Annotated in this window: 25 protein-coding genes; 13 read left to right on the plus strand and 12 right to left on the minus strand. The window is 55.7% G+C overall.

Annotation, left to right across the window (positions count from 1 at the left end):
• The first annotated feature begins 2 nt into the window (after window positions 1-2).
• Entirely contained in the window at window positions 3-761 is a 759-nt protein-coding gene (locus SYN8016DRAFT_RS04075) for a 16S rRNA (uracil(1498)-N(3))-methyltransferase (RefSeq protein ID WP_006853015.1), read from the plus strand.
• Between the two features lie 7 nt (window positions 762-768).
• Here SYN8016DRAFT_RS04075 and SYN8016DRAFT_RS04080 read toward each other — a convergent pair whose 3' ends face one another.
• A complete protein-coding gene (locus tag SYN8016DRAFT_RS04080) occupies window positions 769-1269 on the minus strand; it encodes a hypothetical protein (protein ID WP_006853016.1) in 501 nt (166 codons plus the stop codon).
• Window positions 1270-1355: 86 nt separating this feature from the next.
• Between SYN8016DRAFT_RS04080 and SYN8016DRAFT_RS04085 the strand changes: the two genes are divergently transcribed.
• Window positions 1356-2108, plus strand: a complete 753-nt coding sequence (locus SYN8016DRAFT_RS04085; protein ID WP_038013351.1) for a DUF92 domain-containing protein — start codon at window positions 1356-1358, stop codon at window positions 2106-2108.
• On the opposite strand, the gene SYN8016DRAFT_RS04090 is transcribed toward SYN8016DRAFT_RS04085, so the two are convergent.
• The 6 genes from SYN8016DRAFT_RS04090 to SYN8016DRAFT_RS04115 all read right to left on the minus strand — a co-directional run bounded on the left by SYN8016DRAFT_RS04090 (window position 2035) and on the right by SYN8016DRAFT_RS04115 (window position 8116).
• Complete coding sequence (locus tag SYN8016DRAFT_RS04090) at window positions 2035-2895, minus strand: sigma-70 family RNA polymerase sigma factor (RefSeq protein WP_006853019.1); 861 nt, start codon at window positions 2893-2895, stop codon at window positions 2035-2037. The genes SYN8016DRAFT_RS04085 and SYN8016DRAFT_RS04090 overlap by 74 nt on opposite strands.
• 121 nt (window positions 2896-3016) lie before the next feature.
• Window positions 3017-3700: a GDSL-type esterase/lipase family protein gene (locus SYN8016DRAFT_RS04095; protein ID WP_006853020.1), complete on the minus strand. Its 684-nt coding sequence runs from the start codon at window positions 3698-3700 to the stop codon at window positions 3017-3019.
• Between the two features lie 22 nt (window positions 3701-3722).
• Window positions 3723-5252, minus strand: a complete 1530-nt coding sequence (locus SYN8016DRAFT_RS04100) for an ABC transporter permease (RefSeq protein ID WP_006853021.1) — start codon at window positions 5250-5252, stop codon at window positions 3723-3725.
• Window positions 5249-6010 carry a phosphonate ABC transporter ATP-binding protein gene (locus SYN8016DRAFT_RS04105; protein WP_006853022.1) on the minus strand — a complete coding sequence of 254 codons (762 nt, stop codon included), beginning with the start codon at window positions 6008-6010 and terminating at the stop codon, window positions 5249-5251. The genes SYN8016DRAFT_RS04100 and SYN8016DRAFT_RS04105 overlap by 4 nt, the downstream gene beginning before the upstream one ends.
• Window positions 6007-6921 carry a putative selenate ABC transporter substrate-binding protein gene (locus SYN8016DRAFT_RS04110; protein ID WP_006853023.1) on the minus strand — a complete coding sequence of 305 codons (915 nt, stop codon included), beginning with the start codon at window positions 6919-6921 and terminating at the stop codon, window positions 6007-6009. The genes SYN8016DRAFT_RS04105 and SYN8016DRAFT_RS04110 overlap by 4 nt, the downstream gene beginning before the upstream one ends.
• A 16-nt stretch (window positions 6922-6937) precedes the next feature.
• Entirely contained in the window at window positions 6938-8116 is a 1179-nt protein-coding gene (locus tag SYN8016DRAFT_RS04115) for a pyridoxal phosphate-dependent aminotransferase (RefSeq protein ID WP_006853024.1), read from the minus strand.
• Between the two features lie 103 nt (window positions 8117-8219).
• Here SYN8016DRAFT_RS04115 and SYN8016DRAFT_RS04120 point away from each other — a divergent pair, with 103 nt between their 5' ends.
• The 4 genes from SYN8016DRAFT_RS04120 to SYN8016DRAFT_RS04135 are packed head-to-tail and all read left to right on the plus strand — an operon-like array spanning window position 8220 to window position 11850.
• Complete coding sequence (locus SYN8016DRAFT_RS04120; protein WP_253909810.1) at window positions 8220-8642, plus strand: VOC family protein; 423 nt, start codon at window positions 8220-8222, stop codon at window positions 8640-8642.
• A gap of 20 nt (window positions 8643-8662) precedes the next feature.
• Complete coding sequence (locus SYN8016DRAFT_RS04125; protein ID WP_006853026.1) at window positions 8663-9268, plus strand: uracil-DNA glycosylase; 606 nt, start codon at window positions 8663-8665, stop codon at window positions 9266-9268.
• Window positions 9268-10461 (plus strand): (E)-4-hydroxy-3-methylbut-2-enyl-diphosphate synthase, encoded by a 1194-nt coding sequence (ispG, locus tag SYN8016DRAFT_RS04130; RefSeq protein ID WP_006853027.1) that lies wholly within the window; start codon window positions 9268-9270, stop codon window positions 10459-10461. The genes SYN8016DRAFT_RS04125 and ispG overlap by 1 nt, the downstream gene beginning before the upstream one ends.
• Before the next feature lie 36 nt (window positions 10462-10497).
• Window positions 10498-11850, plus strand: a complete 1353-nt coding sequence (locus SYN8016DRAFT_RS04135; protein ID WP_006853028.1) for a S41 family peptidase — start codon at window positions 10498-10500, stop codon at window positions 11848-11850.
• On the opposite strand, the gene SYN8016DRAFT_RS04140 is transcribed toward SYN8016DRAFT_RS04135, so the two are convergent.
• The 4 genes from SYN8016DRAFT_RS04140 to mfd form a co-directional block, all read right to left on the minus strand.
• A complete protein-coding gene (locus SYN8016DRAFT_RS04140; RefSeq protein WP_006853029.1) occupies window positions 11841-12353 on the minus strand; it encodes a hypothetical protein in 513 nt (170 codons plus the stop codon). The genes SYN8016DRAFT_RS04135 and SYN8016DRAFT_RS04140 overlap by 10 nt on opposite strands.
• Before the next feature lie 35 nt (window positions 12354-12388).
• A complete protein-coding gene (locus SYN8016DRAFT_RS04145; protein ID WP_006853030.1) occupies window positions 12389-12946 on the minus strand; it encodes a hypothetical protein in 558 nt (185 codons plus the stop codon).
• Between the two features lie 63 nt (window positions 12947-13009).
• The gene (locus tag SYN8016DRAFT_RS15480; protein ID WP_006853031.1) at window positions 13010-13174 is read right to left on the minus strand and encodes a hypothetical protein; all 165 of its coding nucleotides are present in this window, start codon (window positions 13172-13174) and stop codon (window positions 13010-13012) included.
• An 84-nt stretch (window positions 13175-13258) separates the two neighbouring features.
• Entirely contained in the window at window positions 13259-16801 is a 3543-nt protein-coding gene (gene mfd, locus SYN8016DRAFT_RS04150) for a transcription-repair coupling factor (RefSeq protein ID WP_006853032.1), read from the minus strand.
• Window positions 16802-16892: 91 nt separating this feature from the next.
• Here mfd and SYN8016DRAFT_RS15630 point away from each other — a divergent pair, with 91 nt between their 5' ends.
• The 4 genes from SYN8016DRAFT_RS15630 (at window position 16893) to SYN8016DRAFT_RS04165 (ending at window position 18649) form a co-directional block, all read left to right on the plus strand.
• The gene (locus tag SYN8016DRAFT_RS15630) at window positions 16893-17087 is read left to right on the plus strand and encodes a hypothetical protein (protein ID WP_006853033.1); all 195 of its coding nucleotides are present in this window, start codon (window positions 16893-16895) and stop codon (window positions 17085-17087) included.
• Window positions 17088-17507: 420 nt separating this feature from the next.
• Complete coding sequence (locus SYN8016DRAFT_RS14400; protein WP_071778019.1) at window positions 17508-17750, plus strand: hypothetical protein; 243 nt, start codon at window positions 17508-17510, stop codon at window positions 17748-17750.
• 22 nt (window positions 17751-17772) lie between these two features.
• Window positions 17773-18324 carry a YqhA family protein gene (locus SYN8016DRAFT_RS04160; protein ID WP_006853034.1) on the plus strand — a complete coding sequence of 184 codons (552 nt, stop codon included), beginning with the start codon at window positions 17773-17775 and terminating at the stop codon, window positions 18322-18324.
• Window positions 18325-18442: 118 nt separating this feature from the next.
• Window positions 18443-18649 (plus strand): hypothetical protein, encoded by a 207-nt coding sequence (locus SYN8016DRAFT_RS04165; RefSeq protein WP_006853035.1) that lies wholly within the window; start codon window positions 18443-18445, stop codon window positions 18647-18649.
• A gap of 316 nt (window positions 18650-18965) precedes the next feature.
• Here SYN8016DRAFT_RS04165 and rpe read toward each other — a convergent pair whose 3' ends face one another.
• Window positions 18966-19634, minus strand: coding sequence for a ribulose-phosphate 3-epimerase (gene rpe / locus SYN8016DRAFT_RS04170; protein WP_038013773.1), 669 nt, complete (start codon window positions 19632-19634; stop codon window positions 18966-18968).
• 138 nt (window positions 19635-19772) lie between these two features.
• Between rpe and glpX the strand changes: the two genes are divergently transcribed.
• The 3 genes from glpX (at window position 19773) to SYN8016DRAFT_RS04185 (ending at window position 23513) form a co-directional block, all read left to right on the plus strand.
• Window positions 19773-20777 (plus strand): class II fructose-bisphosphatase, encoded by a 1005-nt coding sequence (gene glpX, locus SYN8016DRAFT_RS04175; RefSeq protein ID WP_038013776.1) that lies wholly within the window; start codon window positions 19773-19775, stop codon window positions 20775-20777.
• Between the two features lie 32 nt (window positions 20778-20809).
• Window positions 20810-22123 (plus strand): glutamyl-tRNA reductase, encoded by a 1314-nt coding sequence (locus SYN8016DRAFT_RS04180; protein WP_006853038.1) that lies wholly within the window; start codon window positions 20810-20812, stop codon window positions 22121-22123.
• Between the two features lie 94 nt (window positions 22124-22217).
• Window positions 22218-23513: a glucose-1-phosphate adenylyltransferase gene (locus SYN8016DRAFT_RS04185; protein WP_006853039.1), complete on the plus strand. Its 1296-nt coding sequence runs from the start codon at window positions 22218-22220 to the stop codon at window positions 23511-23513.
• The last annotated feature ends 3 nt before the right edge of the window (window positions 23514-23516 follow it).

Consider the following 23516-nt stretch of genomic DNA (forward strand, 5'->3'; position numbering starts at 1 on the left):
GAATGGTGGCGGAGCTGCGTCGGCTACTGATCGAACCCTCCCGCATGGCCGACCGTGATGGCGATGGATGCCTTGTGCTTCGCCATGACGAATGTCATTACCTTCGCCGGGTGTTACGGCTGCGTCCTGGAGCACCTGTGGAGGTTGTCGATGGCCGCGGCCACCTTTGGGAGGGAGTGCTTCAGGAGAAGGGGCAACTCCTGCTTCCCGGCAGTTGTCACACCACAACCCCTGCCAGCACCCCTCGGTTGGGCCTCGCGATTGCTCTGGTTCGACGGGGCATGGATGAGGTCATGCGCATGGCCTGTGAATTGGGCGTGGATTGCATCCAACCCTTGAAAGCAACGCGATCCACACCCCAAGCGGACTACAAACCAGACCGCTGGCAGCTGATCCTCAAAGAAGCGGTCGAGCAATGCGAGCGGCTCTGGATGCCCCAGCTCCTCCCGCTGACATCCACGGGTAGCTGGTGGACGCGGCCGGAAAGCAGGGACACGCTGGCCATTGCCACCACACGCTTAGAAGGGCTTCCTGCTTTAGAGCCTTGGTTGCAGCGCCAGACCCCTGGGAACAACTGCATCTGGCTTTCGATTGGCCCGGAGGGAGGCTGGGACCCTCAGGAGCAAGCGCAAGCCCTGAGGGAAGGATGGTCCGCGGTCAGTCTCAGTGAGGACATTTTGCGCTCTTCCACTGCAGCGATTGCCGGGGTGGCAACGCTGAGCAGTTGGCGGCGTACGACGCCAACTGGAGATCAGACCTGAAGCGGCGTCAGCTACTGAATAGCTCTGATGCCATGTCCTTGAACCCCTTCAAATTTCTTCCCGGACGGCGACGCTCAGGACGCAGTGCACGACCGGGCTGGACCATCTCCGGAGCGAACGTGCTGAGCGTGACGACAGGACGCTCGGCTTCCGCCTTTGCCAGTTCCGCTGCAATCGCTTCAGCCGTGGTGAGGGAACCTGCTGCGGCCGCTGGTGTTGATGGCGCTGGTGCCGATGGAGCTGGCACTGAAGCTGCCGGTGCGGAAGCGACAGGGGCAGAAGCTGCAGGAGCCGAAGCCGTGGCTGGGGTGGTAACCGCTGGAGCTGGTTTGGCGATCTCAGTGGTGACATTGCCATCCGTTGTTTTGGAGATGGCGGGAATGGGGGCAAGAGCCTCCTCTTGACCGTCCTCCTCAGGAAGGTCTCGAACAGGCGCGATCTGAATCGCCTGGTCGCTCGAAGCGCCTTCCTCGAGGTTGAGGAAAAAGCCTTTGCTCTTCAGCGCCATGCCAGGTTCCGGTGGACAACGTGGGCTGATTATCCAACCCAAACTGTCTGAATGGGCTGATGCTTAGGGCAGTGCAACACAGCTCGATGGTTTTGCCAGACCAAAACATCACGATGTGGGGGATAGCCCTGCTTCTCAATGGCGTGCTGATTGCCCTTGCGCAGCGCCTCCCCCTTCTCACGCGCAAGGGTTGGGTCCATGCCGGAATTCTGGGAACGATCCTCTGGGGCTGCCTTGGCTGGAGAGGCTGGGTCGCCGTTGTGATCTACCTCGTGTTGGGGTCACTGGTCACGCGTCTCGGCTTTGCGCAAAAACAAAAGCAGGGGCTTGCGGAGGCGCGTGGAGGAAGGCGAGGACCCGCCAACGTTTGGGGGTCTGCCTTCACTGGCACCGTGATCGCTCTCTTGATTGGCGCAGGCATTGGCTCGGCAACGCTCTTGCTGATCGGATTCGCCGCCAGCTTCGCTGCCAAACTTGCCGACACCTTTGGCAGTGAAATCGGCAAACGTTGGGGACGAACCACCGTTTTGATCACCACCCTGCGCAGAGTGCCAGCTGGAACGGAAGGGGCTGTGAGCTTGGAAGGCACCCTGGCCAGCGCCGCCGGCAGCCTTGTGATGATGCTGGTGATGGCGGGACTGTCGTTCGTGACCACGCCCACGGCGATGGCCGTGGTGGCGATTGTGGGTCTCATCGCAACCCTGCTGGAAAGCCTGCTGGGAGCTCTGGCTCAGGAGCGGGTGCACTGGTTAACCAATGAAATCGTCAACGGATTGCAGACGGCCTGGGCTGCGGTTTTAGCCATGCTGGTCGCGATTCCTCTGGGTCTTGCCGGCTGATCGGAGTCCGTGCTGCCTGTCGCAGCAGGCTCAGCGCCTCTCGAATGGCTTTGCGTAGCAACCCTGGTGCCACCTTCTCTTTCAAAGCAAGATCTCTAATGGGAATGTTGTCGACGTAGCGAGCCAGAAGCCAGCAGCGCTGGCGTGGCTCGAGAGCCTTCAGTGCCCCCTGCAACCAGCGAAGCCTGGGTTCCTGCTCATCCGCTTCAAAGGTCGCTTCAAAGGTCGATGCAGACATGACTGGGGGAGCCTCGATCTGATCGAGCAGGGAGCTTCTCAACTCTCCCTCCACCGCCTGAATGGCAGGGGCAACATCAAGCGAATCCACATGGCCCAAGGCGTGAGCCATCAGGGCCTCCCGCCAGCGCTCAACAGTCACGTCGAGTGATGCAGCAAGGCCTGTCTCGTCCAGCGGTTCCAGCCTCTCTTGCAACCGTTGAGCCTGAAGACGCATCCCCCGGCTGTGCAAGTCCTTCAAGCGCCAAGGAATCCTGAGCACGTGTTGGCGATCGCGACGGAAATGCAGGATTTGACCGTGAACCCTTGCCAGCACGTAGGTGCTGATGCGACATCCACGTTGAGGGTCGAAATTGGCCAAGCCATGGATCAACCCCAAGCGACCCTCTTGCACTAACTCGTCCTGCTCCCCTGGATAGCGGGCCGCCTGACGAATGGCGGCATGGTGCGCCAGGCCAAGGTGTTCGAGCACAGCATCGTTGCGCTCAAGAATTGGCTTGGGCAACGATCGGCGCTGCTCGCGGCGTCGAAGGCTTTGAGAAGAAAGCATGAAGCGTGGGTGTTAACGACCCTTTCAACGTCGCTTTCATCGCGCATTCTCCCCTCCTTCTTTGCGATGAAATGCTCCACTCGAAAGGATGAAAGCCGGTTCATCTTTTCGAGTGGAAGGGTCAAGACATCAGCAAAGGTGTGCATTGAGCGTGGGGCTCCAGACCAGCCCAATTGAGAAGGGGCTTCCAGTGCTGAAGACGCTGATAAATCCAGTGATGGCCTGTGCTGTTGAGATGAATCCCGTCGGGCTCCAACCAGGTGAGCCAATCAGGTTCTGCTGCCATCGCTCGATGCAGGCTTAAAAACGGAACATCAGCTTCCAGGCAGGTTTCCTCCAATTGCGCTTCATGGATGGCCACGGCCTCATTGCTGTACCAAAGGCAGTCAGCGAAAGGCATGACCGCTTCATCCACCACGCTGAGCCCCATCACCATGACGTTGGTGGCAGGAGTCATCACCGATAGCAATTGCTCCAACCCGAAGCGAAATGCTTCAGCCGTTAGTTGCTGCCGTCCATCGCACCTGCCAACACGGGCGCTGTCATTGAGGCCCACAGAGAGGAGCAAGCCATCGGGCTGCTGACGACGGAGCTCTCCACGGCAACTCCATTCTTGTTGCCAACGCTGAGCAATGCGCTCCAGTCCATCTCCACGGACACCAAGCCCGTACACCACGGGGGCAGAGGGCAATGTCATCCATTGACGCCTCAAGCGTTCACACCATCCCCCCCCCTCTGGATCCCCCCATCCGTACACACCGCTATCACCGATCACGACAAGCTTGCGGGGCGCTGTTGTTATCACTGGCGGTCACGCAATCCAGATGTCAGCTTTGCAGCCAGAGCGCGCGGCAGCGGTCACTGAGTGATTCCCCACTGATCGTGAGGGCGCAGTAACAACAAAGCACCAAGACCACAGCAGCCCAATGAAAAGAGCTGAGTGATTCCAGCAGCTGCCAGCCCAAACCACTTCCACCAATCACCCCCACCACCACGGTTTCTCGGAGAATCACATCGCTGCGATAGGCCCCATAAGCCAAATAACTGGGACTTTGAGGACTGAGCAGGCCATACAACCAACTCATCCGCTCTGAACTCCCCATCGCCCTGAGCGCTTCTTGACGCTGACCGCCTTGTTGCTGCAGTCCTTCAAGCAGCAAACGCCCCATCACTCCACTGTTGTGCAGACCGATCGCCAAGGCTCCAATCGCCAGGCTTGGCCGATTGCTGAGCAGCAGAAGGAGCACCATCAACGGCGGTGGGATCCAACGCATGCAAGCCCAGAAGATCGAGCAACACTGATGCCACCTTGGCGAGGGCCATAGGAGCAAGGCCAGGGGGGGCAGTCCGATGGCAATCCCCGCAGCCAACCCGGCGAGAGCGAGCGTTTCCAAGATCATGCGCAACCAGGGCAGTTCCATGGCGGCGGCATTCAGCTGGGTCCAAGAAGGAACCTCCAACCCGAGCCAACTGAGGCCAAAAAACAAATCAGGCACGAGGTGTCTGAGCCAAACCGTGCCGATCACTCCCAAAACGGTCGCCAAGCTGACGAACAACAGCATTCGACGCTGACCATGAACGCCGACATCGGAACGTTCTCGCCAAACCCTCAACAGCTGCTCAAGCATCAGCATCACGGCCGCTAACACCCACAAACCTGTCCAGAGCTCGCGGAACTGCAACGACTGCAAGGTGAGCTGCAGTTCGGTGCCGAGCCCCCCCAGACCAAAAACCCCGAGCAAGGTGGCGCTGCGCAAGGCACATTCGAGTCGGTACCCCCCGTAGCTCAGCAAAACAGGGCCCATCCCTGGGTTGAGAGCCGTCATCAAGGCGGACAGCGGATGCACCCCAGCGCTGATCAAGGCATCGAGGGGACGGTGGTCAGCGCTATCGAGATGATCGCGCCAAATCCTGGCGACGAGAGCGCTGTAAGGAATCGCGATAGCCGCGACAGCAACATAGGGATGGAGCCCAAACACTTGCAGCAGCAACAGGCCCCAAACCAACTCATGCACCGCTCTCGGGATGGCGAGGGCGCTTCGAAGTCCTTTGGCTGGCCAGGAGGGAAGCGTCCAGCTTCTCCACACCACATCCGCGCAAGCGCTGCCTAGCAACACGCCAAACAGCAAGCTGAGACTCCAGCTCAATAGAGCTGTGGCCATGGTGACGCCAAGACCATGCCAAACCGCATGCAAAACATCGGGATCCATGGATGGATGCAGGGCGCCCGAAAGGCATTGCTGCCAAATCGACAGACCACCGCCATGCAGCCCTGTCCAGGTGACGATCAAAACGGGCACCAGCGCCATGGAAGGCAACAGGGTGAGAAGCGGTGCCGCTGGTTTCAGGCGGTTCATCCGGCCTCGTACAACCGCGAAAGATCAGCAGCAGTGAGTTGGTCTGAAGGTTGATCCATCACAAGTTCCCCATCCTGCAAACCGATCACACGATCAAAGCGATGCACCAGTTCGGGTTGATGCAAGCTGATCACAATCGCCTTGGCGCCACAATTCAGCTGCCCCTCTGGCGAACGATTCAACAAGTGATCCAATAGGTCAGAGGCGATGGCGGGATCCAAGTTCGCAATCGGTTCATCCGCAAGGATCAGTTGCGGTTGCTGACGCAGCAAACGAGCGAGCGCCACGCGTTGTCTCTGCCCCCCTGACAACTGGCGGATCGGAGCATCGATCAATCCACGCTCGATCAGATCAGCATCCAGCCCAGCTTGCTGAAGGCAATGCTTGCAGGCGGATTGATCCACGTTGAACAACAGATTGGCCAATCCCCAGATCAGGTTGTGACGGCCCAAAGCACCGCTGTTGACGTTTTGTCCAACGCTGAGCTCCTCGACAAGCAGCAAGTCTTGCCAGAGCATTCCGATCTCTCTTTTTTTGCGGCGAGGCAGGGTGCGAATCGACGCACCACACCAACGCACCTCTCCTTGTTCCACACGAAGACTGCCATTGGCGATGGCCAACAAGCTGCTCTTGCCAGCCCCACTCCGGCCCAACAAGGCGACCCGCTCTCCCTCGAAAACCGAGAGGGAAATCGAGCGCAGTCGATCGCCCCTCGGACCGCTCAGGCTGACATTGACCAACTCCAGGAGAGAGGTCAACGGATCTTGCCGAGCTGACGACCCACCTGCTCAATGGGTTGATATTGCGATTCCTGCGCTGGAATAAAACGCTTGGCAGCAAACAATTCCAAGATAGTTTTCTGCCGCTTGCTGGTGGGAGTCAAACCCAAAATGGACTGCTGGAGTTTGCTGGTGAATCCCTTGCCGAAACGTTGATCGAGATTGGGTCGCGCCACCCAGTGGTAATTCCCAAACGCAGGGGTTGTCCAAATCACCTTCACCTTGTTGGGGCTCACTTTCCCGTTCTTAACAGCCACATCCCAGACGGGCTGACTAAGCGCACCGGCCTGGTAGGAGCCGCTCTGCACTAATGCGATGGTGGCATCGTGGCTTCCACTGAAACCGGCTTGTCCACCTGCAAATTGCTTCGGGGTCACCCCTGCTTTAGCCAAAAAATGCTGCGGCATTAAACGTCCCGACGTGGAACTTTCTGATCCAAACGTGAAGCGCTTGCCCTTCAGAGCGTTCAGACCATCAAGGCTGCTAATGGGTTTTAAACCCGCTGAAGTATTGGCAATAAAAACACTATTGAACTGTGCATCGATGGCCCGTTGTGCCAAAACCTGGGCGCCTGGCGTTTGAAGTCGAGCTTGAATACCTGTGAGTCCACCGAACCAAACAAGGTCCAAACTTCCGGTCCTAAAAGCACTCACGGCTGCTGGGTAATTGCTAACTGGCACGTACCGCACTGGAACCTTGAGTTTGTCGCTTAATTCCGCGGCAAGTTGGCCGTAACGACGATTTAAACGTTCTGGGTTTTGATCGGGGATGGCTCCGATCCGGAGTGTTGCTTGCGCGTTAGAAGGAAGGACCGTTGCGCCCTGACTGCAAAGAAGAGCCAAAAGAACAACGGCCCCTTTTTTTCGGACCCGTGTCAAAGGATTGGTCATGTTTAAAAGAATGGATTTAGGGACGAGTCAGCAATCTCTGAAACCGACTCAGCCCCTCTGAAATCGTCTCACGCGAGACGGCACAAGACAGCCTGACGCAACGATCATCGCCAAAGGCACCACCGGGAACAATCGCCAATCCTTCCTCTTCGAGGGCACGTTCGCAAAAGGCCAACGAATCGGTAATCGCATCAGGCAGGCGAGGAAACGCATAAAAGGCGCCCCTTGGGGGCACAAGCGTGATGCCTTCCATCTGTTGAAGCCCACGACAGAGCTCAGCACGCCGCGTGTTGTAGCTAGCGGCCATCTCACGGACGCAGTCCCGTGATCCCTGAAGCGCCGCCAACGCTCCACGTTGAGCGAAACTGCACACATTGCTCGTGCTTTGGCTTTGTAGGGCAGCCGCGGCCTTAATCACCGTGCTGTCACCACTGAGATACCCAAGTCGCCAGCCGGTCATGGCCCAGCCTTTGGCAAATCCGTTCACCACAAAACAACGCTGTCTGAGATCTGGAGCGACGGCAGCAAAACTGTGGTGAGATTCACCGTCTTCAAACAGATATTCATAGATCTCGTCGCTCATCACCATCAGGTTTGGATGCCTTCGCACCAGCTCTGCCAAGGCCTCGAGTTCACGGAGATCCAACACCCGACCGGTGGGATTCCCCGGTGAATTGAGCACCAAAAGCTTGGTGGCCGGTGTGATGGATTGCTCGATCAAATTCAGATCCAGTCCAAACCCATCGCTTGCTGACGACGCCACCGTGACCGGCTTCCCCCCGGCCAAGCGAACAATTTCTGGATAACTCAACCAATACGGGGCAGGGATGATGACTTCATCGCCTGGGTTCAACAGAACTTGGAACAGGTTGTAAATCGCCTGTTTGCCGCCATTGGTCACCAAGACCTGATCGGTTTGGGTGGGGATGTTGTTTTCAAGACTCAATTTCTGAGCAATGGCCGCGCGCAGCTCTGGATCGCCAGCAGCAGGGCCATACCGGGTGATGCCATCCCTGAGGGCCTGGATCGTTGCCTCAACAATGAACTCTGGCGTCCCGAAATCCGGCTCCCCTGCACTGAGGCTACAAACATCAACACCCTGTTGCTGCAGGGCTTTTGCTCGGGCGCTGATGGCAAGTGTGAGCGATGGCTGCAATGCCAAAGCTCGGTGCGAGAGAGATGGGGGGCCTGGCATCAGCACGGCACCCCCTCGATGGATGCTCGGATATGTGAAACAACATCCTGCCTGATGTGGCGTCAGTGACAACACCGATGTGCTGATGACAGCCTGGATCGAAATGTTGACCATGCCGAACATGTCAGCTGGAACGACCTCGTTGAGTTGGGTGTTGGCAGCCAAGAATCCCCAAGCGCTCGCCGAGTTTTATGCGCAAGCTCTTGGATGTACCTGCCGATCAGGACTGTCTGACCAGCACTGGATGGTGGCTCTACCAACGGGAGGAACGCTTCAGATTTATCGCCCTTCGCGTCTACGGCCTTGGCCCATTCGCGGTGCGGCCCTCGCCCCTTGTTTTCAACGGGTCGGATCCGACCATCCAGAGACTGAGCTCGGCCATTGGATCGAACAACTGGAAGCGTTGGGGGCGCGGAGGCGCGAAGCAGCGCGTCTCGAATCGTTTGGAGCGGAATGCTGGATGGAGGATCCAGAGGAGCAGCCTTTTCTCACCTTGGTGCTGCCGCAAAGGTCCGTTGGCTCATAGGGTTTTGAGCTGAGCTACCCATGCGCGTGTCCTTAGAAGACTTCGAGGCATCCTGTCTCCAGTGCCAGCGCTGCGACCTGGCAAAGGAACGCCAGCATGTGGTGGTCAGTCGCGGGCATCCTTCAGCGAGGCTGATGGTGATTGGCGAAGCGCCAGGGGCTGATGAGGATGCTCAGGGGCGTCCTTTTGTGGGGCGTTCCGGCAGGCTCCTGGACGAATGCCTGGCGGACGTCGGCCTGGATCAAGAAGAGGACGCGTATATCTGCAACTTGATCAAATGTCGGCCGCCTGGAAATCGACGCCCATCCCCAGCTGAACTCAAGGCCTGCAGACCCTGGCTGGATCGTCAAATTCGTGAGGTCAATCCGGAGATCCTGTTCATTCTTGGAGCGACTGCCACCGCAACCCTTCTCGAATGCCGCACACCGATTAGTCGCTTAAGAGGTGCTTGGACCGAATGGAACGGGCGTTATGTGATGCCGAGTTTTCATCCCTCCTACCTGTTGCGCAATCCATCGCGGGAGCCAGGGAAGCCACGCGCGTTGTTCATGGCCGATCTGACCAGTGTCAAGCACGCTTTGAACGGGGTTGTGTCAGGGTTAGCTCCAGATTCGAGCGATCCTTGATGACCGCCTCGCAGCGCTACGACACAAAGATTCATCGCCGGGTCACCCGCACGGTGATGGTTGGTGATGTGCCGATTGGAAGTGAGCATCCGATTGCGGTGCAATCGATGATCAATGAGGACACGCTGGATATCGACGGGTCGGTCGCAGGAATCCGTCGCTTGGCCGATGCCGGATGCGAAATCGTGCGGGTCACGACTCCTTCGATTGGCCATGCCATCGCGATGGGGAAAATTCGTGCAGCCTTGCGCGCTCAGGGATGCAACATCCCACTCGTGGCTGATGTCCATCACAACGGCACGCGCATCGCCTTAGAAGTTGCCAAGCACGTCGACAAAGTGCGCATCAACCCTGGGTTGTTCGTTTTCGACAAACCGGATCCCGAACGCCAGGAGTTCAGCCAAGAAGAGTTTGATGCGATTGGAGATCGGATCAAGGAAACGTTTGCTCCTCTCGTGCGGGTGCTGAAAGAGCAGAACAAGGCCTTGCGGATTGGAGTGAATCACGGCTCCTTGGCTGAACGCATGCTGTTCACCTATGGAGATACCCCCCAAGGCATGGTCGAATCGGCCATGGAATTCGTGCGGATCTGCGATTCACTCGATTTTCACAACATCGTGATTTCGATGAAGGCATCGCGTGCGCCCGTGATGCTGGCGGCCTACCGACTCATGGCCGACACCATGGATCGGGAAGGGTTCAACTACCCCCTGCACTTGGGCGTCACCGAAGCAGGTGATGGTGACTATGGACGAATCAAGAGCACGGCCGGAATCGCAACCCTGCTGGCGGAAGGACTCGGAGACACCATCCGCGTCTCCCTAACAGAAGCGCCAGAGAAGGAAATCCCTGTGTGCTTTTCGATCCTGCAGGCGCTTGGAATCCGAAAGACGATGGTCGAGTACGTGGCCTGTCCGAGCTGCGGTCGCACTTTGTTTAATCTTGAGGAGGTCCTTCATCAGGTCCGAAACGCCACCTCTCATCTCACCGGTCTAGACATTGCTGTGATGGGTTGCATTGTGAATGGTCCTGGCGAGATGGCCGATGCTGACTACGGTTATGTGGGCAAAGGGCCTGGGGTGATCGCTCTCTATCGCAACCGCGATGAGATCCGAAAAGTCCCCGAGTCGGAGGGTGTAGCAGCCTTGGTTCAGTTGATCAAAGACGACGGTCGCTGGGTTGAACCCGACTGATGTCGTTAAGGTGCTGAAAAGGTCCTAGTGGACGGCATGCGCGCTAAAAAATTCGGCATCAAGGTCACGCAACGTCGCGGCTGGTTTGTGGCTCTGGGCGCAGGGGCTGTCACAGCTGCCGTGGTTGTGGCCAATCCTGGGTTGGGTTTGCCAAGCACGACTTCGTCGTCCATCACCAACAGCCCGAAAGAGGTGATTGATCAGGTATGGCAGATCGTCTATCGAGATTTCCTGGATTCATCGGGAGGTTATGACCTCGATCAGTGGTCCATTCTTCGAAAGGATTTGCTCTCCAAGTCTTATGCCGGAACCGCGGAATCCTATGAAGCGATTCGCGGCATGTTGGCGAGTCTTGATGACCCCTACACCCGATTCCTAGACCCGAAAGAGTTCAAGGAAATGCAAATCGACACATCAGGTGAATTAACCGGTGTCGGCATTCAAATTTCACTGGACAAAGACACCAAAGAGATCGTGGTGGTGTCGCCAATCGAAGGCACACCGGCCTCAAAAGCCGGGGTCCAACCCAAAGACGTGATCGTTTCGATTGATGGTCAACTCACCAAGGGGATGACCACGGAAGATGCGGTGAAGCTCATTCGTGGAACGGAAGGAAGCAACGTCGTCCTGGGCTTGCGCAGGAATGGCTCCATCATCGACGTGCCCCTCGTGCGGGCGCGGATCGAAATTCAGGCCGTTGACAGTCAGCTCAACACCAGTGCCAATGGCACCAAGGTGGGTTACATCCGCCTGAAGCAGTTCAATGCCAATGCATCGAAAGAGATGCGTGCCGCGATTCGCGAGCTTGAGAAGCAAGGATCACAGGGTTACGTCCTTGATTTGCGCAGCAATCCCGGAGGGTTGCTTGAAGCCAGCGTCGACATTGCGCGTCAGTGGCTGGATGAAGGCACGATTGTCAGCACTAAAACCCGTGAGGGCATTCAGGACGTGCGCCGCGCCACAGGGAATGCCTTAACCGACCGTCCCGTCGTGGTGTTGGTGAACGAAGGCTCAGCGAGTGCCAGCGAAATTCTTTCAGGCGCTCTACAAGACAACGAGCGCGGGCTTCTGGTGGGCCAGAAAACGTTTGGGAAAGGACTCGTGCAATCCGTGCGCGGGCTCTCTGACGGATCTGGAATGACCGTCACGATTGCCAAATACCTCACACCCAAGGGCACCGACATCCACAAAAACGGCATTCGCCCGGATGTTGCGGTGGAGATGAGTGAGAAAGAAATTAAAACCCTCACTGTTGAACAGTTAGGGACCAACAAAGATGGGCAGTACCGCGTCGCGGAAACCACCCTGCTCAAAGCCTTGCAAGCTCCGAAAACAGGAAAAACCTATCAACCAGGAGCGGCCAACCTTCAGTCGGCACTTCAGCGATAAGGGGCTAATCCAAACCCTTCGCGTTCACTTCGATTGCCTTGCGATTGGTTGCCTCCATAACGCGAGTCTCCATAGCGATTGCCTCCATAGCGAGTGCCTCGGTGGGTTGCTGGAATCGTGGCTGTCCGGGCTGGGGCCGCCTGGCGCGCCCTCTGGACAAGCGCATTGCAACCCCCCGCCGATTCAATCGCCTCATCCACGCTGCTCACCGGAATGCGTTGGCCCCAACTGCGAGGCCATCCCCAGGTTTGGCCTTGACGTTCCAACAGCGCGACCGCCTCTCCATGTCCGATCGAACCTGATCGCATCAAACAGGTGGTCGTTGCCAAGGTGGCAACCTGAAGGTTGGGCGCTTGAGACGAACGCGTGGGATACACAGGGCGGCTCTGGCGACCCACGGGAAAGGGCATCGAGGGAATGTTGAGCGGCCTTTGCGCGAGTCCGCCGCCTCCAGACATTTGCCCAAGGGCTGCCATCGCTAATTGGAGAAGAAGATTATTCATCAGTCGGTTGGTCTTGGTAAGTAAGGGAGATGGTCTTAAACGCGAACGGTTGAGCCGCAGTAGCGATCGAAGAGCTTCAGGACATCATTCGCGGGAAGCTTGGCCGTATAACGAGCCTCAAGTTCTGCCAGATGCTGACTACGGGGATACGCCCTAATCGATTTCCATTCCTGCGGTGTTTCTCGTCTTAAAACGCGAGACATCATCCGATGTTGGCTGGGAAGGGTGATCGATCCACCGGCGCAGCTCTGCATTCTGTGAGTCGCTTCGTGAGCCAGGGTGTTCCAAACTTGTGCTGCATTTCGGTGGGTGCGACACACAATCAAGATGTCATTTTTGGGGTGGTAAGCCCCCTGCAACCCCCGGGTCGAGCAATCGCGTTGAAGCACCCTGACGCCATGGGAGGTGAGCTTGCTGCGCAAGGCATCAACCGCTTCCCACGATTGAGCGCGCACAGGTGCTGTTCCCAGCAGCGCAGGTGTGAAGCAAGCAATCAAGGTCCATCGTTGAACCTGGCGTCGAACCTGGCGTTGAAACTGATTCAGCGGCTTTGGCATGGTCCGCTCTCGGGGCACCTCACCAGAGTCAGGCATCAACGCATAAAAAAAATCACCCAAATGGGTGATTCCTGTGACTAGATGTGAGCGAGGGGTCGCTCAGGCAACAGGCTGCATCAAGCCACCGCCTGGAGACGAGTCGTCGTCATCGTTTTCCGTATCGTTCTGCCACAAAGCAAAAATTCCGAGGGCGGCTGCACCAACCAAACTGCCTAGGAGACCGAGGGAACTTCCCGTTGCAATCGGATCGATGAATTCGGCCACGGGGTATCACGTCGTATGGTCACATGGTAACGAAGGATTGCGAAATGTGTTGGGCTTTCTCATTTTTCCAGCGCAAGCGCGAGCTCAAACCCTCAAAACAGCCTCGTTCCGTTCTTTTTGCTGTTGGTCGCGCTGCTCAGGCGTCAATCCATCCGTATCCGGAATCTGTGATGCCATCTGCTCTAGCCAACCTTTGAGCTCATCCAATTGCCGATCCATGGGCAGGACGCCGAGGCCTCGTGCCAGGACCTTGGCAACGCTTCCACTTCCTGCCTGGTACACAAGTCGTCCATGGAGATGTTGGGGCAAACCCTGACGAAGCAGACGAAAAGCAGGTTCCTCCATCGGTGTTTCGAGGGCAATATTTGGTTTTTCAGGGCGAATCCGCGCAAATCCGCAGCGTTTCGCCAGCAGCTTGAGTTCCATCAGCTGCAACAGGGATTGAACCGGTCCAGGCAGGGCCCCATAGCGATCGGCCCAACCTGCCGCCAGTTCCACCAGGGCTTCTGAACTAAGGCACTCGGATGCAGCTCGATACGCAGACATTTTCTCGTCGGCATCGACGATCCAGTCCGCTGGAATAAAGGCAGTGACCTGTAGATCCACCTGCGTGTCGTCCACAGCTGGAATGTCTTGTCCCTGTATTTCTGCCAGTGACTCTTGCAACATCTCCATGTAGAGATCGAAGCCAATCGCCTCCATTTGTCCGCTTTGCTCCACACCGAGCAAGTTGCCCACTCCTCGTATCTCCATATCGCGCATCGCCAATTGGTACCCACTGCCGAGCTGAGCGAATTCCTGGATGGCGCGTAAGCGCTGACGCGCCGCTTCACTGAGCGAGGCATCTCCGGGGTAAAACAACCAGGCATGGGCTTGGACGCCGCTGCGGCCGACGCGGCCCCTGAGCTGATACAGCTGAGCAAGTCCAAACCGGTGGGCATCCTCAATCAGGATCGTGTTGACACGCGGAATGTCGAGACCGCTCTCCACGATCGTGGTGCAAAGCATGACGTCGGCTTCCCCACCGTTGAACGCCACCATGGCGCTCTCGAGCTCGCCTTCAGCCATTTGTCCATGGGCGACGAGGAGCTTGAGGCCGGGAAGCATCTCACGAAGCTTGCCTGCGACGTCCTCGATCCCTTCCACACGGGGCACCACATAAAACACTTGACCACCACGATCCAGTTCTTGGCGAATGGCGCTGCGCACGGCCTCATCATCCAGAGCCGCTAGGTGGGTTTTGATCGGACGGCGCAAGGGTGGTGGAGTGGTAATCAAGCTCATCTCACGCACGCCAGACAAGCTCATGTAGAGGGTTCGCGGGATGGGTGTCGCCGAGAGCGTCAAAACATCCACGTCCTTGCGCAAGGCCTTGATTTTTTCCTTTTGGTTCACCCCAAACCGTTGTTCCTCATCCACCACCAACAAACCAAGCTTGTCGAAGGCGGTGTTCTTGCTGAGCAGCTGGTGCGTGCCCACCACGGCATCGATGGTGCCCGTTTTCAACTCCTCAAGAATCGTCTTGCGCTCACCTGCCGTACGGAAACGATTGAGAAGGGCCACCTTGATTGGATAGGGGGCAAAGCGTTCCGAAAGCGTGCGCCAATGCTGTTGCGCTAACACCGTTGTGGGAGCCAACATCGCCACTTGTTTGCCAGCGGTGATCGCTTTGAAAATCGCTCGGATGGCCACCTCCGTTTTCCCGAAGCCCACATCACCACAGACCAACCGATCCATCGGCTCTGGTTTCTCCATGTCGCGCTTGACATCCACCGTGGCCTTGAGCTGGTCAGAGGTTGGCTCGTAGGGGAAGGAATCCTCAAGTTCAACCTGCCAAGGCCCATCGATCGGGAAGGCAAACCCTGCCGCTTGGTGGCGTTCGGCGTACAGCTTCACCAAATCAAGCGCAACTTTGCGAACCGCCTTGGAGGCCCTCTCCTTCGCCTTCACCCAAGCGGAGCCACCCATCTTGCTGAGCTGCGGCGGTGTATCGCTATTGGCGCGAAACCGTCCCAGGCTTCCGAGCTGATCGGCAGCCACTCGCAAGATGCCATCGGAATACTGAACAACGAGGTAATCGCGAACCTCGCCACTAATCGCTAATTTTTCGAGCTTTTTAAATCGACCAATTCCATGGTTGCGATGCACCACGAAATCCCCTTGCTGCATCTTGTTGGGGTCAACGGTGCGGCTCGCGGCTTTGCGGCGCCGACGCACGTAACCGCTGCTCGTGAGCGACTGCTGTCCGAAAAATTCGCGATCGGTCAGCAGAACCACCCTCCAGGCGGGAAGCTGCAGCCCTTCGAGCTCGGCGGTTCCTCGCGTTTTCAAGGCCACAGGTGTGCCCTGCTCCATCAAGCGATCGATCGCTTGTGTGTCCGCTGCATTGGGTACGAAGCGGGTGATGCAGTCGTGTTCCTCCAGCAAAGCCACAGCACGGCTGGGCTGCGCTGACAACAACCAAACAGCCTGACGCTCCCGTTGGTGCTGTTTGATCATTTGGCCGAGTTTTCCAAATTGATTGGGGTAAGACGGAACCGGTCGACTGGCGAGATCAAACGCATTGGGGTGGCTGTCCTGTTCCTGAAGTTCTGCCAGGTCGAAGCCAGCAAACGCTTCGGCAAGCTCCATCGCCTCCTTGATCGGGCGATGCAAAACAGGAATGGGCACGGGAAGCTCTGCGTGCTGCTCTTCGGCGTGATCAAGCCACTGCTGACCATGGGCGCTGCCATGACGACGCTCATCGATGGCGATGCAGCACTTGGCAGGCAAATAATCGAGGAGGGAAGCAGGGGTCTGCCAAGCCAATCCCATCAATCGACGCATCCCCTCAGGGGTTCCGCCCTCCAACAACTCCGTGATTTGCGCCTCACTCAGCAACTGGTCAAGATCGTCAGGAACCTGCTCGCGCAGACGTTCAGCGATGAGGGGACTGAAGCCGGTGGGGGTGAGCTTGAGCGTGTCGACGGTGTCGAGGGAGCGCTGGCTGGCCGGGTCAAATTCACGAAGCTTGTCGAGTTCATTGCCGAAGAACTCCAAGCGCACGGGGAGCTCACTACTCACGGGATAGACGTCAACGATGTCGCCACGACGGCTCCATGTGCCTTCCTGATCAATGGTCGAAACGCGCTCGTAGCCAAGCTGGCTTAGGTAGGTCGATAGCTCTTCGAGATCCACAACATCGCCTTTCTTCAAAGCCCGGCAATGCTCTGCCAAGGCCTGCGGAGGCGGCAAGTGGGGCTGCAAGCAACGCTCTGTGGCCACGATCGCGACGTCGCTTTTGCGGCTGTCTGTTTGAAGTTCGCTTAACACCTGGAGCTGGCCCCAAGTGATTTCGGTGGTGGCATCGAAGGGTTCGTAAGGAGACCCTTCACTGGTGGGATAAAGCTGGGCGCTAGACCAGCCCATCAGCTCCAACAAAGCTGCCCAACGTCCGGCCTCTTCCAGGGTGGGAACAACCACCAACAGGGGCTGATCCATCCGACGAGCCAGCGCACTAGCCACCAAGGCCCGAGCAGCTCTGCCAGCTCCGCGCATCAACAACCGCTGGTCCCGTTGGGCTCGTTCGCACAACTCACCGCTCAGCGCTGAGGTCTGCAGCAGACGCACCAAAGAGCTGAGGGGCATGGCAGAACAACTTTCGGCAACGCATGATTCTGTCAAGAACGAGGCCCCAGATGCAGGATTTCCTCCCTTTACCTTTGCCTTTGCCTCCTAAATGAATCGCTGCATTAATACAAAAGAGTATTTAGTGGTTTTCACAAACAAAGAAAATTTCCAACATCAACTTAACTCTCTATTCGAGATCAACCAAATAAAGCACCTGCATCAACTCGAAGAGCTGGCACGACTTGCAGGCAGAGCCCTTAAAGAGCGTGACACGAAAGGACACCAAGATGCTGATACAAGATGATAAGCAGCAGAAGAATCAAGGTCTAAACTCTATGAATTATTGCCTGGTCTTTCAGCAGAAACAAGAGCCAAGAACACGGGAAAGACAGCACCATTCAAGGACGACCTCCTCAATCAACTATTGGCAATCTATCGGGATCTACTCAGACTCCGGTCACGAATCATTTCCGTAACGTTGCTCCAGCGTCGCAACTATTTTGCGTGCATTCATGCCATCAATCATAAAAAAGATGCCTTGGCTATCTATAAGAGTCAACGCGAGTCCTGAATAAGATGCAATCAAGCGATCCAGAGCGTAAAATTAGGATGTGAACGACCAACAGCCATCAACAAACGCTTGGATACAAAAGACTTTGACCACCCAACGTTGATCGTCACGATTAAATTTTCCGTGATACGGAATCATCTTTAAAACACAGCCATGCCCCGTTTTCGCTGCCCCGAGTGCTGTTGTGGACCAGCCGTTGTCCTACACCCACCCCCTGGAGCAACCCCAATCTGTATTCGCTGCGGAACGCTTTTAGAGAAGCAGCCCCTGGTCAAACCCTTGCCACTCCTCGTGTTGCTGGCCGTGGGTAGCGCGCTAATCACATTGTCCATACCGGCACTTTTTACGCCGCGCCCCTTACCGCCTCAAACCAATCCTCCAGGCACAACTGTTTAATTGCACCACGCATAAGTACATGATGGAACTTGAGATCAAAAAAAATCGCAGAGCAAGATTTGAATCACGTTTTGAACAGTTGCTTTGGAGATTCCGATTAGTAACCATCCTGCCTGTTGTCATGAGCCTGCTGGGCAGTGTTAGCTGTTTCATCCTTGGCACCCAGGAGGAAATCCACGCACTCAACAAACTTATCAACGGTCACCTGAATTCAGAAAACAGCATTTTATTACTCGGCAAAGTTGTAGGAGGCATTGATTACTATGTGATTGGAATTGCCCTTCTTATCTTCGGCTATGGCGTGTATGAGCTGATTATTTCTGATATCGACCCAAGGCTTCAAGACCTATCCCAAGAAAGACGAAACATCCTTAGCATTACATCACTAGAAGGCCTCAAGCAAAAACTAACCAACGTCATCATCGTTGCCCTAATCGTAACGGCTTTTAAGCTCATGATTAGCTTTCAAGTGCAATCAATTTCAGAATTACTTCAATTCTGCGGCTGTGTCCTCATGCTTGCATTTAGCGCCTTGCTAGTTGGCAAAAATCATAAGGAATCATCAACCCCATAGCACAACCCATAGAACCAAAATCCATCCCTGGATAGCCTCAACTCAAAAGCTTTGACCCCTCATGGTTTACATCTTATTTTTAACACCCTAAACTTATTCAAGACATCAACGAAAAGCGATGAGGCTGTATCCAAAAGGCACGGGAGCTGGAATTTCACTGTTCATCTTGATTGCCCTCGGTATTTATGCCGTCTCTCAAATCGAGGCCATGAAGCGCGCCGCCTTCCGCGAAGGCTTTAGCTGTGCCATCGATGCAGCCACTGAAAGCATTCACTCGTCTTACCAGTGCAGGGATTATAGAAAAATCATCAAAGAAAAAATCTAATCATTGAATGAAATAACTGGACAATCATACGGGCATATATTCCTCAAAAAATCCAAGAAATTACCAAATACGTACCGCTTTAATCAACAAGGAGTCATCGGTAATCGTCTCGTAAATAAAGAATCACCTTTCATCACTAGCTACCAAATCAACTGAAACCAACGTCGATCTTTGCATTCTTGTCAGATCACTCTGCGCAAGTCTCACCTTCATTTTTTCCAAAAGAAAAACCCCTGCCCTTAGGCAGAGGTTGAGAAGAGCACACAAAAAAAATCTATAGCAACAACAATGTGCTCGTTTGCTGCTAACCAGGAAACTATGGGCGCTTGCTATTACGAATTCCCTGAATAGCCGCAGCATAGTCAGGCTGATTGAACACCCCAGAGCCACTCACGATTGCGTTAGCACCAGCTTCAATCACTTTCCATGCGTTTCCACCCTTCACGCCACCATCCACTTCAATCCAGGGGTCCAGGCCTTTTTCATCACACATACGACGTAGATCACTGATCTTCTTGACTTGATTATCAATAAAACTTTGTCCGCCAAAACCGGGGTTCACACTCATGATCAAAACAAGATCACACAGCTCTAAGCAGTACTCGAGCGTATCAAGTGGCGTGCTGGGATTAAGGACAGCCCCAGCCATTTTGCCAAGGTCTTTAATTTGAGCCAAGTTGCGATGTAAATGAGGACAAGCCTCAACTTGTACAGAAATAATATCTGCCCCAGCTTTCGCAAAATCTTCGACGTAATTCTCAGGCTGCACAATCATCAGATGCACGTCCAAAGGTTTTTTCGTCACCGGACGCAAGGCCTCAACAATCAGAGGGCCAATCGTGATGTTGGGAACAAATCGACCATCCATGACGTCGACATGAATCCAATCAGCACCTGCCTCATCAACAGCTTTGACGTCCTCACCTAGGCGAGAAAAGTCAGCAGACAGGATCGATGGAGAGATCACCAGGGGTTTGGTGCTCATGGCGGAGTCGGCTAAGGGATCGGTCGATTGTAAAGAGCGCTGATACCACTGATACAGTGAGCCGCGCATATGAGACAGAAATCCCTGCTGTTGCAGGCTTTCTCCTCAAAGCCTCTCTTTAACCCCCGCAGCACTTACGTGGATCGCACTCTCATCCAGGAAATTCTCGAGATCGTCGAGCAGGCCGCCATCGCTTCCGCCACGCTCTCCGGCAAAGGTCTGAAGGATGAAGCGGACGCTTTGGCTGTTGATGCCATGCGCAAGCGCATGAATCAAATCCAAATGCAGGGCCGCATTGTGATCGGGGAGGGCGAACGCGACGAAGCTCCCATGCTCTACATCGGTGAAGAAGTCGGAACCGGCACTGGTCCTGGCGTGGATTTCGCTGTTGACCCTTGCGAAGGCACCAACCTTTGTGCCTACAGCCAGCGCGGCTCCATGGCCGTTCTCGCAGCCTCCGACCGTGGTGGTTTGTTCAACGCTCCCGACTTCTACATGAAGAAATTGGCTGCGCCACCAGCAGCAAAGGGCAAAGTTGACATTCGCAAATCTGCGACTGAAAACATCAAAATCCTTAGTGAGTGCTTGGGTCTTGCTCCTGATGAGCTCACCATTGTTGTGATGGATCGTGCGCGTCACAAAGATCTGATCACTGAAATCCGCGCCACGGGTGCTCGCATTCAGCCCATCTCCGATGGTGACGTGCAAGCAGCGATTGCCTGTGGTTTTGCTGGAACCGGAACCCATTGCTTGATGGGCATTGGTGCCGCTCCTGAGGGTGTGATCTCCGCTGCCGCCATGCGCGCACTTGGCGGCCACTTCCAGGGACAACTGGTGTATGACCCTGCCATTGCTCAGACATCTGAGTGGGCAGACATGACGAAGGAAGGCAATCTCGCCCGTCTCGCAGAAATGGGCATTACCGACCCCGATAAGGTGTATGAGGCCAGTGAGCTCGCCTGCGGAGAGCACGTTGTGTTCGCCGGTAGCGGCATCACAGATGGTCTTCTTTTCAACGGAGTGAAGTTCGAAGCTGATTGCACCCGCACGAGCAGCTTGATCATCAGCAACCTGAACAACACCTGCAGTTTCACGAACACCATCCACATGAAGGATGGAGCTCAAAGCATCGCTTTGAACTGATTCACGACTCGCAGCAACAGAGGGATTTCTCCATGCATATCGCCGTCGTCGGCCTCAGTCATCGAACGGCTCCGGTCGAAGTGCGCGAAAAGCTCAGTATTCCTGAGCAAACCATGGAGGAATCCCTAGGAAACCTGCGAAATCATGAGCAGGTGCTCGAGGCTTCCATCCTCAGCACCTGCAACCGACTTGAGATTTACACCCTGGTGCGCAACCCGGATTTAGGGATTGCTGCCGTCCGCGATTTTTTGAGTGGCCACTCCGGCTTGGAAAGCCGTGATCTTTCTCCGCACCTTTTCACTTATCACCACGACGAAGCCATTGCGCATCTGATGCGCGTGACGGCAGGGCTCGACAGCCTCGTTCTTGGTGAAGGACAAATTTTGTCCCAGGTCAAGAAGATGATGCGCCTGGGCCAAGAGCACAAATCGATCGGCCCCATCCTGAACCGTTTACTGACACAAGCTGTCAGCACAGGAAAGCGTGTCCGCTCGGAAACCAACCTCAGCACCGGAGCTGTGTCCGTGAGCTCCGCAGCCGTGGAATTAGCTCAACTCAAGCTTGGGCAATCGCGCGGCCAGGATGCCCTGGTCACGCTTGAAACCGAGCAGATCGCCGTTGTTGGTGCTGGACGGATGAGCCGTTTGTTGCTCCAACACCTCCAAGCGAAGGGAGCCTCTGGAGTGGTGTTGCTGAATCGCACCATCGAGCGGGCCTCAGCCCTCGCAACTGATTTTCCAAACCTGCCCATTCAGTGCCGGGGACTCGACGCCCTTGATCAGTGCTTGAGCACCTGTTCGTTGGTGTTTACGAGCACGGCAGCCGATGACCCGATCATTGATGCCAGCCGATTGAACGGTCTCAATCGCCGCAGTTCATTGCGACTGATTGATATTGGTGTGCCCCGCAACATCGCCTCCGATGTGCGCGATGTGTCTGGGGTGGAATCCCACGATGTTGACGATCTTCAAGAGGTGGTAGAGCGCAACCAAGAGGCGCGGCAGCAGGTTGCACGGGAAGCTGAAGGATTGCTCTTAGAGGAGGGACGCCTCTTCCTCGAATGGTGGGACAGCCTGGAGGCCGTGCCCACCATCAACCGGTTAAGAGCCTCGCTCGAGGAGATTCGGGTCGAGGAACTCACCAAAGCGCTGAGCCGTATGGGTCCTGATTTCTCAGCGCGAGAACGCAAGGTGGTGGAAGCGTTAACCAAGGGAATGATCAACAAGATCCTCCACACCCCTGTGACCCAGCTCCGCTGTCCCCAGCAACGCAGCGAACGTCAACAGGCTCTTCAGGTGGTGGAAAAAATCTTTGATTTGGACTCTGGAGCAGCCGGTCAAGATTGATTCCCTTTCAATCTCCACGATCTGGCCCAAGGGTTGGTTTTGAGAGCGAAAAGTCCAGTAAGTTTGCAACGCATAGCCGAAAGGCGGGAGCGGCATGAAGCGAGTACTGGCAATCATTCTCGGGGGAGGGGCTGGAACCCGCCTCCAACCACTCACAAAGATGAGAGCCAAGCCAGCTGTGCCCTTGGCGGGCAAGTATCGCCTTATTGATATTCCAATCAGTAATTGCATCAACTCCAGCATCAACAAGATGTATGTGTTGACGCAATTCAATAGCGCTTCACTCAATCGCCACCTCAGCCAGACGTACAACCTCAATGCCGGATTTGGGCAAGGATTTGTTGAAGTCTTAGCGGCCCAACAAACCCTCGATAGCCCCTCCTGGTTTGAAGGAACGGCTGATGCGGTGCGGCAGTACCAAACCCTGTTTAGCGAATGGGATGTGGATGAATATCTGATCCTCTCCGGTGATCAGCTGTACCGCATGGACTACAGCCGTTTTGTGGAGCATCACCGCAGTACCGGCGCCGATCTCACCGTTGCCGCACTGCCCGTAGACGCTGCCCAGGCCGAAGCGTTCGGTTTAATGCGAACCGATAACGATGGGAACATCAAGGAATTCCGCGAGAAGCCCAAAGGCGATTCCTTAAAGGAAATGGCCGTTGACACGTCCCGTTTTGGCCTCAGCGCTGAGTCCTCTAAGGAGCGCCCCTACCTCGCCTCCATGGGCATTTACGTCTTCAGTCGTAAAACGCTTTTCGATCTGCTCGACGCCAATCCCGGCCATAAGGACTTCGGCAAAGAGGTGATCCCAGAAGCGCTATCACGGGGTGACGTCCTCAAGAGCTATGTCTTTGATGATTACTGGGAAGACATCGGTACCATCGGTGCCTTCTATGAAGCCAATCTGGCCCTAACGCAGCAGCCAACCCCTCCATTCAGCTTCTACGACGAAGCATTCCCGATCTACACCCGCCCGCGGTATTTGCCCCCAAGCAAGTTTGTGGACAGTCAGATCACAGATTCGATCATTAGTGAGGGATCGATTATCAAGGCCTGCAGCATTCACCACTCCGTCCTTGGTGTGCGTAGTCGCGTGGAAAACAATGTGGTCCTCCAGGATTCGTTGTTGATGGGAGCTGACTTCTTTGAATCGCAAAGCGAACGCGAAACCCTGAGAGCGCGAGGCGGTATTCCTGTCGGCGTTGGAGAGGGCACCACTGTGAAGCGCGCCATTCTTGATAAGAATGCCCGTATTGGTAAAAACGTCACCATCGTGAATAAGGATCACGTGGAAGAAGCTGATCGTCCTGAACACGGCTTCTACATACGTAATGGCATCGTCGTTGTCGTTAAAAATGCATCGATTGCCGACGACACAGTGATTTGAGGA

Source organism: Synechococcus sp. WH 8016 (genome assembly GCF_000230675.1).
Taxonomy (GTDB): domain Bacteria; phylum Cyanobacteriota; class Cyanobacteriia; order PCC-6307; family Cyanobiaceae; genus Synechococcus_C.